This is a genomic window from Pseudoalteromonas sp. C2R02, assembly GCF_018860845.1.
Taxonomy (GTDB): Bacteria; Pseudomonadota; Gammaproteobacteria; order Enterobacterales; family Alteromonadaceae; genus Pseudoalteromonas.
Window position 1 is genome coordinate 26,935 of the sequence record NZ_JAHKQC010000029.1, and the last position, 16,920, is coordinate 43,854.

Below are 16,920 nucleotides of genomic sequence, written 5' to 3' on the forward strand. Positions count from 1 at the left end.
AAGAGCCTTTTGGCTCTTTTTTAGTTTCAATCAATATTCAACGACTTTTTTGTTCCCCAAAAATACACAACACACACTAGATTAAATTTATTTTCTGGCTTAAAGTTAAATCAATGTTTTATTTTGAGATATAACGTGTTTAAGCTGAATTCAAATAATCAAGTACAACTCGTTATCAATAATGAGTTCCCTTTCCCACCTAGTACAGATTATGTTTTAGAAGCCTTAAGCACATCTGCCTTTTGTGAATTTGAAGTGCATAAAAAAGATATTTTGCAATTTTTAAAAGATAAAAACCATAATACAACTTTAATTGTTGCAACAAAAAGAGATGCCCAACTCACAATAGAAATATCAGACGATAAAATGACAGCCCAAGGCACTTTAATCACCCCACAAGGTGGCAAAATGCTTGATTTAGAATCAGCAAAAGCACTGATTGTTAAATCAGGCGTTTCAAGAGGGTATAAACAAGCCTATTTAGAGCAACTTTTACAACACCAACTAGAACAGCCTTCAGGTACTAAATTTATTGAACCGATAGCTAAAGGGCAGCAAGCTGAACAGGGAGAAAATGCAAAACTAGAAAAAAAAGTAACAACATTAGCTGAGCGGATCAATACCCCTAAAAAACTAGAAAACGGTCGTGTTGATATGCTTGATTTTGGCAAAGTAGCAAGTGTTACACCAGGTACTTTATTGATTGAAAAAACTCCTGAAACTTCTGGTAAAGATGGCTTTACTGTATCAGGAGAAACACTCAAAGCAGTCCCCGGTAAAACAATTAAACTTGTGGCTGGTGAAGGCACAGAAATCAAAGAAAATAAACCAAACGAATTGATATCAGTGCTAGCAGGTGTGCCTATAGAGATTAAAAATGGCATGCGTGTAGATGATATTTATTCAGTAGAGAGTGTATCTGTTAAAACTGGACATATTGACTTTGATGGCAGTATTTTAATTACTCAAAATATTGAGCCAAATATGAAAGTCACAGCTAAAGGTGATATTACCGTATTAGGTACCGTTGAATCATCTATATTAAATGCAACAGGTAATATCACTATTAAACAAGGTGTTATTGGTCATCAACTTGCTAATAAAGATGAATTAAGTTGCACTATTTCCTGTAAAGGCGATTTAGAGATAAGCCATGCACAATATGCCTTACTACAAGCCAAAAACATTTATATTGAACGCCTTTCAAACCACTGTAATTTAAAGGCTAAAAATCAAATTCTAATAGGAAATAAAAACAAACCACTTGGTAAACTTATTGGCGGTAAAGTATTAGATGCACGCAAAATAAAAGTAGGTGAAATTGGCTGTGAATCTGGTGCAAAAATAGAGTTACATTTAATTCAAGATGCTTTTAAATTAAAAGAAAATACAGAAAAACTTCTTCATAAACAAGTAGAAACCGAACAGCACTTAACTGAGCTACAAGAAGCGCTAGATAAGATAGAAAGCTCAAAAGCTTCTGAGCAAAAAGAGGCACTATTTAATAAAATAACATCAACACACCATCACTGGGTTACTCAAGCAGAAAAGATTCATGAAAAAACGGCTTTATTTGAGGAGTATTTACATCAACTTTTAGAAGCTGCTGAATTAGATGTTAGCCAACAAGTTTATCCGGGAATAGAGCTTCATTTATTTGACAAGGTCCTACAAACTAAACGTTGTTATGGACCTTGTAAAATGAAATTACATGAAGGAAAAATAAAAATAGATTTTAAAACCTAAGCACCAACATCCATGTAGGCGCAGCAGGTTTATTATAGTATTTCAGATACTTCTGATTTTAATTGCTCTGACCATACTCCAACCTGAACCTGACCGATATGCTGTTTTTGTAATAACAACATAGCTAATCTTGATTGGCCTATGCCACCACCAATTGTTTGCGGTAACTTAGATTGTAATAACATTTTATGCCAATCTAGTTCTAATCTAGCTGTATCACCCGTAATTTCAAGTTGCTTTTCTAAGGCCTCAGGGCTAACACGGATACCCATAGATGAAATTTCAAATACATCTTTTAACACAGGGTTCCAAACTAAAATATCACCGTTTAAGCCCTCATATTTATCACAGGTAGCACTAGACCAATCATCATAATCTGGTGCACGCACATCATGAATATCACCATGAGATAACTTACCACCTATGCCAATTAAAAATACTGCGCCAAACTCTTTGGCTGCTGCTCTTTCGCGATCTTTTGCTGACAGTTCGGGATATTGTTCTACTAATTCTTGCGAATGAATAAAAGTGATTGATTCTGGTAAAAATGGTTTTAAATCATATAATTTATCAAGCTCTAGTTCAGTTGCTTTAATAGCGCTATAGAGCGTTGTTACCGTTGATTTTAAATAATCTAAAGATCGCTCAGTTGATTCACAAATTACTTTTTCCCAGTCCCACTGATCAACAAAAACAGAGTGAATAGGGCTTAGTTTTTCTTCATCAGGTCTAAGGGCTTTCATATGAGTATAAATCCCTTCACCGATACTAAAACCATGCTCACCCAATGTTTTACGTTTCCATTTAGCTAAAGAATGCACAACTTCGTATTCTTTTTCAGGTAAAGATTTCACTTTTACTTCAACCGCTTTTTCATGACCGCTTAAGTTATCCTGAATACCATCTCCGACTTGCGCTAAAATAGGCGCCTGCACTTCGATTAATCCTAGCTTTGATTCTAGTTGTGCTGAAAATAACTGTTTTGCTTTGCTGATCTGTACTTGGCTTTTTATGTATTGGCTGCTCATGATAATTCTCAATTAGTTTGCGTTTCTTGTCTATTATCCTCACTCAAATCACAACATCATTCAACATACCTCAACAAAAATAGCTTTACACTAATTTTATTGATAATAGAATAGCCTTTAAATTGAGAGATCAATAATTACTGGGGAAAAATACAATGCAAAATTATGAGATCGATAATCTAGATAAAAACATTCTTGAAGCATTAACAGAAAATGCACGTATTCCTTATGCTGAATTGGCTAAAAAACTCGCAGTGAGTGCAGGTACAATTCATGTTCGTGTAGAGAAAATGAAAAACTCAGGGATCATAGAAGGTACTAAAGTATCAATTAATGCAAAAAACTTAGGATATGATGTTTGCTGTTTTGTGGGGATAAACCTTAAAAATGCCAAAGATTACCCAAATACAATAAAAAGACTAGAAGAATTTGAAGAAGTTGTTGAAGCTTATTATACAACCGGAAACTACAGTATTTTTATTAAGTTAATGACACGTTCTATCGATCATTTACAATTTGTTTTGATCAATAAAATACAAACGATAGAAGAAATTCAATCAACAGAAACCTTAATATCATTACAAAACCCAATTAATCGTGATGTTTTACCTTAAGCCAACAAAACATTATAATCTCATCCGTTTTTCAATTATGAGTATTAATGAGTCAACGCATGCCAAACAATCGCTACAAAAGAATCAAAAGCGTTTTAGATAAAAGACAAACTGATTTAACAGTATGTTTAGATGAAGTACATAAACATCATAATCTATCTGCGATTGTACGCACGGCAGATGCAGTGGGAATTCATGATGTTCATGCTGTATGGCCAGAAAACCAAAAACGTGTCACAGGCAATACCTCAGGTGGTAGTAAAAACTGGGTTGAAACCCATATGCATATAACTGTTGAAGATGCCATCGCTGATATTCGAGAGCGCACTCCTGGTATTCAGCTTTTAGCGACTAACTTGTCGGATACCGCAGTTGATTTTAGAGAAATTGATTACACAAAACCTACTGCCATTATTGTTGGTCAAGAACAAACGGGGATTTCAGATACCGCACTTGCTTTAGCCGACCAACATATTGTAATTCCAATGGAGGGCATGGTTCAGTCTCTTAATGTTTCTGTGGCGACGGCTTTAATCTTATTTGAAGCACAAAGACAAAGAAAAATAGCAAACATGTATGATGATTCTGATTTATGTAAAAGCATTAGACATAAATTATTGTTTGAAGGTTGTCATCCTGTTATTGCTAAGCAATGTAAGTTAAAAGGATTAGATTACCCAGCCATTGATGATGAAGGCGAAATTATCGCAACTGAAGCTTTTTGGAATACTCTAAGATACAAAGCGAGCTAAGTTAAAATAAAACAACCTAATGGCATTTTTATCATTAGGTTGAATTCATATTTCCTTTTCAATCACATACCCCTAGCGAATAACCTTAAATTCTGGCAACATTTCATATTATCACTTTGATTAATCTAATTGAGCAATAAATGAGTCAACTTCCTAATTTAAGCCAATACCCTATTACAGAGCTTAAAGGGGTTGGCCCAAAAATGGCCGAACGTTTATATAAATTACATATTCACACAGTTCAAGATATGCTTTTTCATTTGCCTATGCGATATGAAGATAGAACTAAAATCGTGCCTATCTATGAATTACAAGTTCACTCCCATGTGAGTATTCAAGCAACAATAGAAACAAGCCAAGTCACTTTTGGCAAAAGACGCATGTTTGTTGTTAATGCTAATGATGGTACAGGCAGAATATCACTTAGATTTTTTAACTTTACGGCAGCACAAACCAAAAGCTTAACGCAAGGTAAAACAATTCGATGTTTTGGTGAAGTGCGTCGTGGCCATAGTGGTTTTGAAATGGCCCATCCTGAATATAAACTTGTACAAATGAATGATGGCTATCCACAGCAGGAAAGCGAGCAAGAAACACTGACCCCCGTTTATCATACAACTGAAGGTTTAAAACAACTTAGTATCCGTAACTTAAGCGATCAAGCTGTCTCCTTATTACATAAGTATGATATTGAAGAATTATTGCCCATTGAACATCAAACTCATGGTTTAAGTTTAAAGCAAGCTTTGCTTACATTGCACCGCCCTTGTGCCGATACTAATCAAACTTTATTAGAGTTAGGTACCCATCCGGCGCAGCAACGCTTAGTAATGGAAGAGCTATTAGCGCAAAACCTCAGCTTATTAAAATTACGACAAAAAGGCCAAGATCATCAAGCGATCAATTTACCGCCCACTAACCCATTAGAATCACAATTTTTATCTAGCTTGCCTTTTTCGCCCACTCAAGCACAGCAAAGAGTGGTAGCTGAAATTAAAAATGATTTAACACAAAGCTACCCTATGATGCGCTTAGTACAAGGCGATGTTGGTTCAGGAAAAACCTTAGTCGCAGCGCTAAGTGCACTTTGTGCAATTTCTCAAGGGTATCAAGTTGCATTAATGGCGCCGACTGAAATTTTAGCTGAACAACATGCCACCAACTTTAGAAACTGGTTTGAACAACTCGATATTAAAGTAGCTTGGCTGGCAGGTAAAACCAAAGGAAAACTCAGAGAAACCACATTAGAGTCTATCGCCTCAGGTGAAGCTCAAATGGTTGTAGGTACTCATGCTTTATTTCAAAATCAGGTGGTTTTTAATAACTTGGCATTAATCATAATTGATGAACAACATAGATTTGGCGTACACCAAAGATTAGAGCTTAGAGAAAAAGGTAAGTTTGAAATTGATGACAATACAATTTGCTACCCCCATCAATTAGTAATGACTGCAACGCCTATTCCAAGAACTTTAGCTATGACAGCTTATGCAGATCTAGAAACCTCAATTATAGATGAACTTCCTCCTGGTAGAACACCTATCACAACCGTTGCTTTACCTGATACCAGACGAGATGAAATTATTGATCGAGTAGAGAAAGCCTGTAAAGATCAAAACCGACAGGTTTACTGGGTGTGTACATTAATTGAAGAATCAGAAGCTTTGCAATGCCAAGCAGCCGAAGATGCAGCAGTTCATTTGCAAACTTGCCTGCCAGATCTAAAAATTGCTTTAGTGCATGGCAGAATGAAAGCAGCTGAAAAACAAGCCGTGATGGAACAGTTTAAAAATGGTGAGTTTCAAGTTTTAGTTGCCACAACTGTGATTGAGGTAGGCGTTGATGTGCCAAATGCAAGTCTCATTATAATTGAAAACCCTGAACGACTTGGCTTAGCACAATTGCATCAATTACGTGGCCGTGTAGGTCGTGGTCATATCGCATCACATTGTGTATTGCTTTATCACAGTCCACTATCTAAAACCGCACAAAAACGCTTAGGTGTTTTAAGAGATAGCTCAGATGGTTTTATTATTGCACAAAAAGATTTAGAAATTAGAGGACCAGGTGAAGTACTTGGCACCAAACAAACTGGCTTAGCTGAATTTAAAATTGCAGATTTAGTACGTGATGCTTATTTAGTACAACAAGTGCGCCCTATTGCACTCAATATGCTTAATCAATATCCAGAACCAAGCAATAAGCTTATTAAACGTTGGTTACCTGAACGAGAGCAATACGCACAAGCCTAAAGTCGTAGGCGGGGATTTGCTTACAAGGATGTAAGTAGTAGAGTAATGCAGGAGCAATTACCGATAATTCGCGCAGCTTTTAATTTGTATTTTTGTGTGAATAGAACGCGACTGAAGTCCCGTCTGCAATGTTCTTTATCTATAATCTAGAATTTTCTTACAAGGATGTAAGTAGTAGAGAAATACAGGAGCAATTACCGATAATCTGCGCTTGTTTAGCATTAACAAGCGCAGTAACCGAAATACCTAAGAGCTAGGCTATGGTCTATAAACCTTAACTGTTTTATAGCCTTCAGCATGTAGTATTAAAGCTTGTAACTGGCTCATTACGCCTTTTTCACAATATAAATAATATTCTTTATCTTGTGGTAATTCACTAAATTTAGTTGCTAGACGGAAAAAAGGTAAATGCACAACATCATGGCCTTCTATATCTAGAGGGTTATTGTCTTCTTCTTCTGGTGAGCGAATATCAACTACCACTGCATCTTTAGGTAATTCCGATACAGACTCAGCATCTGCGACTTCTTCTTTCGCTTCTTTAGCAATATCACGTATATCCATTACACGTGCATTTTCGATAACAGTATCTAAAACATCAAAATCGAATTTTTCTTCCTCTGCTAAAATCTTACCAATTTTAGCTTTGACTGTTGGCTTTTTAGAGATCACACCACAGTATTCAGGCATTACTTCAGCCATATCAGCGGTACCAATTTCACGCGCGATATCAATAATTTCTTGCTTATCATGCTGAATTAGCGGGCGTAAAATTAATGTATCCGTTACACGGTCTATAATGCTTAAGTTAGCTAGGGTTTGACTAGAAACTTGGCCTAAACTCTCACCTGTCACTATGGCATCTATGCCCATTTTCTCTGCAACAACAGAGCCAGCACGCATCATCATACGTTTTAAGATAACACCCATTTGGCTGTTTTCTACATTTTCTAAAATCTCAGCAACAACAGGATCAAAATCTACAGCTACAAATTTCACTTTATGTGTAGAGCTAAACTTATTCCATAAGTAATAACTTGCTTGCTTAACACCAATCTCGTGCGCAGCACCGCCTAAATTAAAGAATAAATAGTGTGTACGGGCACCTTTTCGGATCATTTGATACGTAGCAACACCAGAATCAAAACCACCAGAAACAAGTGATAAAACACTCTCTTGACTAGGTAATGGGAAACCAGCTACACCTATATGTGTTTCTTTTACTATGTAAGCTAAATCTTGTTTAATTTCTATTTTGACTGTTACTTCAGGCTTAGAAAGTTGAACCCGTGCACCTTCAACATTTTGATTTAAACCACCGCCAACATAACGCTCGACTTCACCTGAGCTAAAGTCATGTTTACCTACGCGCTTACAGCGCACACAAAAAGACTTACCAGCAATAACATCACGATTTAATACTAATGCCGCTTGGTAGATATCATCTATGGTTTCAAAAGGTGTTTCTGCAACTTCAATAAACTGCATAATACCAGGGATATTTTTTAAGATATCAATTAACGCTAAACGAGATTCTTCATCATCTTTTTCAGATACTAATACTAAGTTATCCCAATTATTATGCACCTTTATATCTTCATCAAAACGTTGACCAAGAATTCGGATATTATTTTCTAAAAGCTTAGTAAAACGTTTACGAACAGAGCGACTTTTAATCGCTATTTCAGGATGTAGTTTGATGATAAATTTAATCATGGGAGTCTCAAAATCTAACGAAAGTAACAGGCGCGGGATTATAGCAAATCAAACCCTAAAGCCCAATAAAACTTCTAATGCCATTTCCGATAATTAACTGCTCACTTAATTATCAGAATTGATATAAGCCTAGTATATATTCTAACGCGGCTAAAACCCGGTCTACGTTTGGTTATTATAATTCCATAAAACAAAAAAGGCTTCCTTTGGAAGCCTTTTTCTATTTAATAAACCACGTAGTGGTCATAATAAATTTACGCAGTAAATTTATATGCCAAATGCAGTTCTTAAAATAAAGAATATACCGATAGCTAAGAATGCACCTATTGGTAATGTAACAACCCAAGAAACTACGATATTACGAATAACACCTAAGTTTAATGCGCCAATACCACGTGCCATACCTACACCTAACACAGCACCCACTAAAGTTTGTGTTGTAGAGATTGGCATACCTGTACCTGATGCAATAACAACAGTTGATGCAGCAGCTAATTCAGCAGCAAAACCACGGCTAGGTGTTAAGTGTGTAATACCTTCGCCTATTGTTTTCATTACATTTTTACCAAGTGTTGCTAAACCGACCACAATACCAATACCACCTAGTGGTAAAATCCACCAAACAAGTGCAGTTTTCTTAACGATTTCACCGTTGTTTTCAACAATGCCAACAACAGCAGCTAGTGGACCAATTGCGTTAGCAACATCATTAGAACCATGAGCAAATGCCATACATGCAGCAGTCAGTATCATTAACACGCCAAATACTTTTTCCACATTATTAAATTGCATTTCTTTATCAGCTTTAGGATCATACTTTAAACGCTGAATAACAATCTTACCAATGATTGCAACAAGTACTGCGATTGCGATTGAAAGTAAATAACCTTCAACAGCGCCCATATTAATACCAATATGCTTTAAGCCTTTTTTGATTGTCACTAAAGACATAACAAAACCAGCTAAACCCATATAAATAGGCACAAAACGTTTTGCATTCTTTAAAGGTTCAGCAGTATCAAATATCAGCCTTTGCGAACTCATAAATATAAAGTAAGCAATAATACCTGATAATAATGGCGTAATAATCCAACTACCAACGATACCACCAACTTTGCTCCAAGTTACCGCATCAGTACCAACTGCAACTAAGGCAAAACCAATAATCGCACCAATAATTGAGTGAGTAGTAGATACAGGCCAACCTAAAGCCGATGCAATCAATAACCAAGCACCAGCAGCAAATAAGGCTGAAATCATACCTAATACAAATATATCAGGAGTCGCGGTAAAGTATGATGCATCAATAATACCTTTACGTATTGTTGAAGTTACTTCGCCGCCGGCTAAATATGCACCTGCAAATTCGAAAATCATTGCAATAATAATTGCTTGTTTAATTGTTAGTGCTTTTGAACCAACAGATGTACCCATCGCATTGGCAACATCATTTGCACCAATACCATAAGCCATAAAAAAACCAACTGCCGCAGCAATTAGCACCAACATAGTGCCATAGGATGCTATAAAATCCATAGGAGTACCTTTTTCGCTTTAATTTTTATTAATTAACTAACGAGCTAACATTAACTCAAGACGAGAGCCTACACGCTCTGCAATATCTGCTAAATCACCAACCCATTCAATGATCTTATATAAGAACATTGCATCAATCGGATTCATTTCGCTTTCAATTTCACGTAACTGTCTACGTAACTTGATTTGCATGTCGTCAGTATCTTGCTCAATGGCATCCAATTCCACTAACATGTTTTCTACTAAAGTTACTTCACGACCTCTGAAGCCTGTCTCTAATAATTCATCTAATTCATTTATTGCTTTAGATGCTTGTTTAGTCGCATCTATACAACGAGATAGATATGTCATGAAATCAGCTTGAATTTCACTCGGTATATCCATCTCACGACCAATTACTCGGCCAGCAATATCTTTCGCTTTATTAGCTATTTTATCTTGTTGCGTGATCAACTCTAATAAATCAGTTCGCTCAACAGGTAAAAATAACCCTCTTGGTAACTGAATTCTGATATCTCGCTTCATCACATCCGCTTGACGTTCTAGCGTTCTGATCTGTAAACGAACTTGTTCAGCTTGTTGCCATTCTTTTTTGAACACATGTTGGAAAAAATCCATTAATGTAGCACTTGCTTCATGAACTTTTATTATGTGTTCTTCTATTGGTTTGATCGGAGACTTTGCAAAGACCCCAAAAAACGCATTTCCAGACATGATTTACCCTTCATTTCTTATTTGCAGCGCGGATTTTACAGTATAAATGTCGATTGTGAATCGATTTTTAACAACTAAAATCCATTAAATTTAAATTTGACTACTTTTGTTTTTAAAGCCGATTACATTTTTAAAATGTCTTTTTCTATATCTTCTTGAGAAATATGGCGAATATCTTTGCCTTTTACAAAATAGATTACATATTCTGCTATATTTTGGCATCTGTCCCCAATCCTCTCAAGTGAGCGAACAGACCAAACTAATGCCATTATTTTAGGAATTGAACGTGGATCTTCCATCATATAAGTCATAATTTGGCGAATTAAGGCTTCATATTCACGGTCAACTTTAGCATCTTCTTTATGTACCTTAAATGCCGCATCAACATCCATACGTGCAAAAGCATCTAATACATCATGCAACATTTTTGATACTTGACGGCCCATATTATCGATCATCACTAATAAATCTTGCTGCTCTTTAGAAAAGGAATCTAAAGCAACTTGTGCAATGCGTCGTGCTTCATCACCAATTCGCTCTAAATCAGCAATCGTTTTAGCAATAGCGACAACTAAACGTAAATCACTTGCTGCTGGCTGGCGTTTTGCAATAATTCGCGTACATTCTTCATCTATGCTCACTTCCATTGCATTTACTTTGTAGTCATCTTTTTCGACTTTTTTAGCTAAATCAGAATCACCAGTTGATACCGCATCTAAAGCTGAGTTTAATTGCTGCTCAACTAAACCGCCCATAGCTAATACATGATTACGTACATCTTCTAAGTCTTGGTTAAATTTACCAGAAATATGTTTGCTTAAATTATGTTCCATCTTCTTTCCACTTAAATTCTTTAATAAATCTAGGTCATAAAACCCAGCACGCCAATTGTTAGCTCAAAATAAACTAACCGTAACGACCTGTAATGTAATCTTCAGTTTTCTTTTTCGCTGGTGTCGTAAATAATGTATTAGTATCAGCGTATTCTATCAGTTCACCCATATACATAAATGCAGTTTGGTCAGATACACGAGCAGCTTGCTGCATATTATGTGTCACGATCACTACTGTGAACTTTTCTTTTAAATCACCGATTAATTCTTCAATTACTAAAGTAGAAATTGGATCAAGTGCAGATGTTGGTTCATCTAATAATAAAACTTCTGGTTCAATTGCAATTGAACGAGCAATGACTAACCTTTGTTGTTGACCACCAGATAAACCAAATGCACTTTCGTGTAACCTATCTTTTACTTCATCCCAGATAGCAGCTGAACGAAGTGACTTTTCAACAACTTCATCTAAACGACGTTTATCTTTAACACCTTGTAGTCTTAGACCATAAACAACATTTTCATAAATAGATTTTGGGAATGGATTTGGTCGCTGAAATACCATGCCAACATTACGTCTCAAAGATGCAACATCAACTTGCTTATCATAAATGTTTTCACCGTGAAGCTGTATTTCACCTTCAATGCGACAAATATCAACTAAATCATTCATACGATTAATACAACGTAATAACGTTGATTTACCACAACCTGATGGACCGATAAAAGCAGTTACTTGGCCTTTTGGTATTTTCATGTTGATATTGCTTAGCGCTTGTTTTTCGCCATAAAACAAATCAAGGTTTTTAATTTCAAGTGCCGTTTGTTCTGGCATTAAATTTTCTAGGTCTAATTTTAAACCATTTGTTGAGTTTGAAACTTCTGGTGCAACTGTAATCATTTTCTTTACCTAAATATTTGATTCTAGTTAGCGGGCAATTACGCCCGCTACTTATCATTTAAATCTGTTAAGTTATTAGTTATCTAGAACTTTAAACTTTTCTCGTAAGTGGTTACGCACACCAATCGCAGTTATATTTAAAGCAATAATAACAGAGACTAATAAAAATGCAGTTGCGTAAACTAATGGTCTTGCAGCTTCAACATTAGGGCTTTGGAAACCAACATCATAAATATGGAAACCTAAATGCATAAACTTACGGTCTAAATGCATAAATGGGAAGTTACCATCTAATGGTAAAGTTGGTGCCATTTTAACAACACCCACCAACATCAATGGTGCAACTTCACCTGCAGCACGTGCTACAGCTAAAATTAAACCTGTCATAATCGCTGGGCTTGCCATAGGAACGATAATGCGCCATAAAGTTTCGAATTTAGTTGCGCCTAAGGCTAATGAACCTTGACGAATAGAACTTGGAATACGAGATAAGCCTTCTTCTGTTGATACAATCACAACAGGTAAAGTTAATATCGCTAGCGTAAGTGCTGACCACATCACACCTGGCGTACCAAATGTTGGACCGGGTAATGCTTCAGGATAAAATAACTGATCTAAGCTACCACCTAACATATAAACAAAAAAACCTAAGCCAAATACACCATAAACAATTGAAGGTACACCCGCTAAGTTGATCACTGCGATACGTATCATTTTTGTTGCTGCATTTTTTGCTGCATATTCATGTAAGTATATTGCTGCAACCACACCAAAAGGCGTCACAATCACAGCCATTAGCATTACCATAAATACAGTACCAAAGATTGCAGGAAATACACCGCCCTCAGTATTGGCCTCTCTTGGGTCGTCAGATACAAATTTACCTAGCTGAACAAAATATTGACCTAACTTAGCAAAGAACCCCATGTTATTAGGGAAAGTAAAATCAAGCACTTGGTATAGAGGTATGGTTACCATTTCACCGCGCATATCTTTTACTATTACTTGATCACGCTTAGCTTCACCACGTAATTTAAATAATTCAGTTTCTAAAACATCATATTTGGCTTTTTGCTCTGCTTTAAATTGCTCATACTCTTGTATGCGCTCTTGCGTTAACTCACCATCCAATTCATAAGCACGTTGTTTTAAACGCGCTCTTTCAAGCTCATAGTTTATATGACCAATCGGACCATTTTGTAAATCAAGCGCTTCTTCATTAAGAGATACGGCACGTTCAACTAATGCATCAAGCTTTTCTATTTTATCAATCGTTTGTTCTTTGCCATTTTCAATTACTTTTTCAACATAACCATAAAAGTTACCGTTTTTACTACGTTCAAAAACAGCCATTTCTTTAGGTACTGATTGAGACTTAATATCTGTTGTTAAAATCCAGCGAAAATCTAACTCAACAAACTCACGATTACCCGTTTTTACAAGCAAGCGTTCTATAAACTCTTCATTGTAATCACCTAAATCTGCACCTGTTGCTAATATACGAGAAGTGGGTACTTGCTCTCTATCATAGATTTCACCAATAACAGTACTTTTAACACCCGCTTGCTCAAGCTCTAACTGCACTACTTCAGATGGCCAAAAAAAGCTTAATCCACGCCATGCTATAAGCGCTAGCAAACCAATTACTGAAATCAAGCTGATACTAACTGCGCCACCTGTTAACCATATCCAAGGTGATCCTGATTTAAACCAGTTATTCATACTTATAACCTTTCACAATTCTTTTATTAAACATATTCAACTTTTGAAATATCATCTTAAACCACCTTACATTGAGCTATATTTGTCACGTAAACGTTGACGAACAAATTCAGCTATTGTGTTGAACATAAAGGTGAATATGAATAAAACAAATGCTGCTAAGAATAAAATACGATAATGAGAACTTCCTACCTCAGACTCTGGCATTTCTACTGCGATATTGGCAGCTAACGTACGCATACCTTGGAAGATACTCCAATCCATAATAGGTGTATTACCTGTGGCCATCAGTACTATCATAGTTTCACCTACTGCACGTCCTAAGCCCATCATAATCGCAGAGAAAATGCCTGGACTCGCAGTTAACAATACAACCTTAACTAAGGTTTGCCATTGTGTTGCGCCTAGTGCTAGCGAACCATTTGTAAGATGTTTAGGCACACTAAATACCGCATCTTCAGCAATTGTAAATATCGTTGGAATAACCGCAAAGCCCATTGCGATACCAACAACGAGTGAATTTCTTTGGTCAAAATCAAGTCCTAAATCGTTTGTAAGGTATTGACGAACATCGCCACCAAATAATAACTCTTCGATAAACGGGCTCATGCTGAAAGCAAAAACACCCACCAATAAAACAACTGGAATTAATAGTATTGAATGCGACCCTTCAGGTACTGAGTTACGAATTTTTTGCGGTAACTGACTCCAACCAAATGCTGTTGCTAACATAGCCAGTGGTAAACCAAACAATAAAATCAAAATAGCAGGTAAATGCTCTTCAAATATTGGCGCTAACCAAAGACCTGCTAAAAAACCTAAAATAACAGTTGGTAATGCTTCCATTATTTCAATTGTTGGTTTTACAACTTTACGTAATTGCGGTGACATAAAGTAAGCAGTATAAACCGCAGCAGATAACGCAATTGGTACTGCAAATAACATGGCATAAAATGCCGCTTTTATGGTACCAAATGAAATTGGAATGAGTGAAAATTTAGATTCAAAATCATCACTTGCTGAAGTTGACTGCCAAGTATAGCCAGGCTCAGTGTAACCTTCATACCAAACCTCATTCCATAAACCTGACCAGCTCACTTCAGGGTGTTCATTTACAATATCAATCATAGATACTGTATTACCAGCAATTATTAGGGCTGCATTTGAACGAGGTGAAATGGCAAAGTTTGAGATTGCAGAATCAGCAACATCACCTAACCAAAGTGTACTTTCACTTGTTGTATAATAAAGTCCTAAACCACCTTGGTCATTAACAGTAAAAAATGTACGGCGATAATATTCAGGAAACATCGCTGTAATTGAGCTATCTTGCGTATCAAAAGTACGTACTTTCGTAAATTCACGACCTTGCTCAGTATTGATTTCAAACCATTGTGAAATTTCACCATTATCATTATTAAATAATAAAGAGTTTGCGCCAGCTAATAGCACACTTGAAACTAAATTAGCATTTTCTTCATTTGCCGCTAAAACTTGTATTTTAGAAATATCGTCGATATCACGTGTATTAAATATAAAAACTTTATTAGCACTGCGAATAAATGAGCGAGTGCCATCTGGAGAAATTAATAACTCATCAATGCGACCTGCAATATCAAGATAAGCATATTCAGCAATCCATTCAATTTCATCAGTCATAAAGTTTTCTTCTGCGGTGAAAACAGTAAAAGCCACTTTATTTTCTTGTGTTTGCGCTAATACAGAAATTTTGCCTTCATCAACGCTAAAAGCAAAATCTTTAATTGCTTGCTCATTTTCATCAACAATTAAAGCACTCTCTCCTACAGGATAAGAAATACCCGGTGTAATAACACGTTTATCATTAGGGAATGCCACATCAAATTTAGGGTGAACTAACGTCATGCCACCATTTGATAAGCCATAAGCATACAAACCTAAATGAGGTGCACTTTGAGCAAAGCTTGTAATATTGCTTTCAAGATTTACTTGGCTACTCGTTATCTTTTCACCAAAGTTATCGCCCTTTACCTGGTAAAAATCCATTCCACCTGATTTAGTCAGTAAATAAGCAATTTCAGTCTGTTCTTCCATACCTACAGCTAAAACTTCTTGCCCTGCAGGTAATTTAAATTCATTTCTCGGTGTTATTGACGCAGATTCAAAAATTGGTGCAACAACATAAAGTAAATAAAAGAAAATCATAAGAAGTGCTGCCAATACCATGACACCACCTGAAAAAATACTAAACTGTGCAATTTTATCTTTAATCAAACGGCCTTTATCCGTATGAAAGTTAGATTTTTGCGAATGTGAAGCCATCAAAGTTTCCTTCAGCATTAAAGTTGGGCATATTATATTGTGTCAAGATGACAGTTTTGTTACATGAGACTCAATTAAACAAATATTTTGACATAAAAATGTCATAAAAAGGCAAATATTGCTTCGAGTCAAAGTTATAACCATAAAAATGGAATTTTGTTGTGGAAAACTGGACAAACTACTAGGCTAGGTCAATACTTTGGTTTTAAATTAATATTAAATAATAACAATTAGTTTTCGTGATACAGAGAGATACCTATGAAGCAGTTAGTACTAACCCTAATCGGGCAAGACCGACCAGGTCTTGTAGAAGAAGTTTCATCAACAGTTTTATTACACAACGGCAATTGGTTAGCCAGTAATTTAAGTCATTTATGCGGTCATTTTGCCGGCATATTACAAATCGAGGTACCAGAGGAAAAGTTAGACATTTTACAAACAGCTCTCCATAATATCAAAGACTTAGAAATAAGGATTGAAGATGGGGAGGATACAAAACATTGCGAACAAAGCCAAATCAATTTAGTGATCACAGGTAACGACCGACCAGGTATCGTTCAAGAATTATCAAGTGTTATTAGGCATAAAGGCGCAAGCATTATTCATTTCACTTCTAAACAGCAAAGTGCACCTAATTGGGGCGTGCCTTTATTTAATGCCATTGCAACTGTGCACTTACCAAGTGGCTTAGATAAAAGCGAAATTATCAACGCGTTAGAATCTATTACTTCTGATGTAATTGTTGATGTGGAAGAAGCTGAAGCTTAAATTTTTGCTACAAATCGATAAAAGGCATGCTCTGATG

13 protein-coding genes are annotated in these 16,920 nt (G+C 36.1%); 5 read left to right on the plus strand and 8 right to left on the minus strand.

The features are described from left to right. Positions 1-135 precede the first annotated feature (135 nt). Positions 136-1,746 (plus strand): FapA family protein, encoded by a 1,611-nt coding sequence (locus KO527_RS10845; RefSeq protein ID WP_354668614.1) that lies wholly within the window; start codon positions 136-138, stop codon positions 1,744-1,746. A gap of 32 nt (positions 1,747-1,778) precedes the next feature. Here KO527_RS10845 and asnA read toward each other — a convergent pair whose 3' ends face one another. Beyond that, on the minus strand, positions 1,779-2,774 hold the full coding sequence (gene asnA, locus KO527_RS10850) for an aspartate--ammonia ligase (protein WP_216040328.1): 996 nt from the start codon (positions 2,772-2,774) through the stop codon (positions 1,779-1,781). Positions 2,775-2,929: 155 nt separating this feature from the next. On the opposite strand from asnA, the gene asnC reads away from it, so the two are divergent. The 3 genes from asnC (at position 2,930) to recG (ending at position 6,392) form a co-directional block, all read left to right on the plus strand. Further along, positions 2,930-3,388, plus strand: a complete 459-nt coding sequence (gene asnC / locus KO527_RS10855; protein ID WP_216040329.1) for a transcriptional regulator AsnC — start codon at positions 2,930-2,932, stop codon at positions 3,386-3,388. Between the two features lie 59 nt (positions 3,389-3,447). Beyond that, positions 3,448-4,140: a tRNA (guanosine(18)-2'-O)-methyltransferase TrmH gene (trmH, locus tag KO527_RS10860; RefSeq protein WP_216040456.1), complete on the plus strand. Its 693-nt coding sequence runs from the start codon at positions 3,448-3,450 to the stop codon at positions 4,138-4,140. A gap of 140 nt (positions 4,141-4,280) precedes the next feature. Beyond that, the gene (gene recG, locus KO527_RS10865) at positions 4,281-6,392 is read left to right on the plus strand and encodes an ATP-dependent DNA helicase RecG (protein ID WP_216040330.1); all 2,112 of its coding nucleotides are present in this window, start codon (positions 4,281-4,283) and stop codon (positions 6,390-6,392) included. 258 nt (positions 6,393-6,650) lie between these two features. On the opposite strand, the gene thiI is transcribed toward recG, so the two are convergent. From thiI to KO527_RS10900, 7 genes are all read right to left on the minus strand, one after another. Then, the gene (gene thiI, locus KO527_RS10870; RefSeq protein ID WP_216040331.1) at positions 6,651-8,108 is read right to left on the minus strand and encodes a tRNA uracil 4-sulfurtransferase ThiI; all 1,458 of its coding nucleotides are present in this window, start codon (positions 8,106-8,108) and stop codon (positions 6,651-6,653) included. Positions 8,109-8,375: 267 nt separating this feature from the next. After that, complete coding sequence (locus KO527_RS10875; protein WP_216040332.1) at positions 8,376-9,644, minus strand: inorganic phosphate transporter; 1,269 nt, start codon at positions 9,642-9,644, stop codon at positions 8,376-8,378. A gap of 36 nt (positions 9,645-9,680) precedes the next feature. Continuing rightward, positions 9,681-10,358 (minus strand): TIGR00153 family protein, encoded by a 678-nt coding sequence (locus KO527_RS10880; RefSeq protein WP_042150528.1) that lies wholly within the window; start codon positions 10,356-10,358, stop codon positions 9,681-9,683. Between the two features lie 122 nt (positions 10,359-10,480). Then, the gene (gene phoU / locus KO527_RS10885; RefSeq protein WP_042150530.1) at positions 10,481-11,191 is read right to left on the minus strand and encodes a phosphate signaling complex protein PhoU; all 711 of its coding nucleotides are present in this window, start codon (positions 11,189-11,191) and stop codon (positions 10,481-10,483) included. Between the two features lie 73 nt (positions 11,192-11,264). Further along, complete coding sequence (gene pstB / locus KO527_RS10890; RefSeq protein WP_216040333.1) at positions 11,265-12,092, minus strand: phosphate ABC transporter ATP-binding protein PstB; 828 nt, start codon at positions 12,090-12,092, stop codon at positions 11,265-11,267. Positions 12,093-12,167: 75 nt separating this feature from the next. Beyond that, complete coding sequence (gene pstA / locus KO527_RS10895) at positions 12,168-13,814, minus strand: phosphate ABC transporter permease PstA (RefSeq protein WP_216040334.1); 1,647 nt, start codon at positions 13,812-13,814, stop codon at positions 12,168-12,170. Between the two features lie 66 nt (positions 13,815-13,880). Continuing rightward, entirely contained in the window at positions 13,881-16,115 is a 2,235-nt protein-coding gene (locus tag KO527_RS10900; RefSeq protein WP_216040335.1) for an ABC transporter permease subunit, read from the minus strand. 258 nt (positions 16,116-16,373) lie between these two features. On the opposite strand from KO527_RS10900, the gene KO527_RS10905 reads away from it, so the two are divergent. Beyond that, a complete protein-coding gene (locus KO527_RS10905) occupies positions 16,374-16,883 on the plus strand; it encodes an ACT domain-containing protein (protein WP_216040336.1) in 510 nt (169 codons plus the stop codon). Positions 16,884-16,920: the final 37 nt, after the last annotated feature.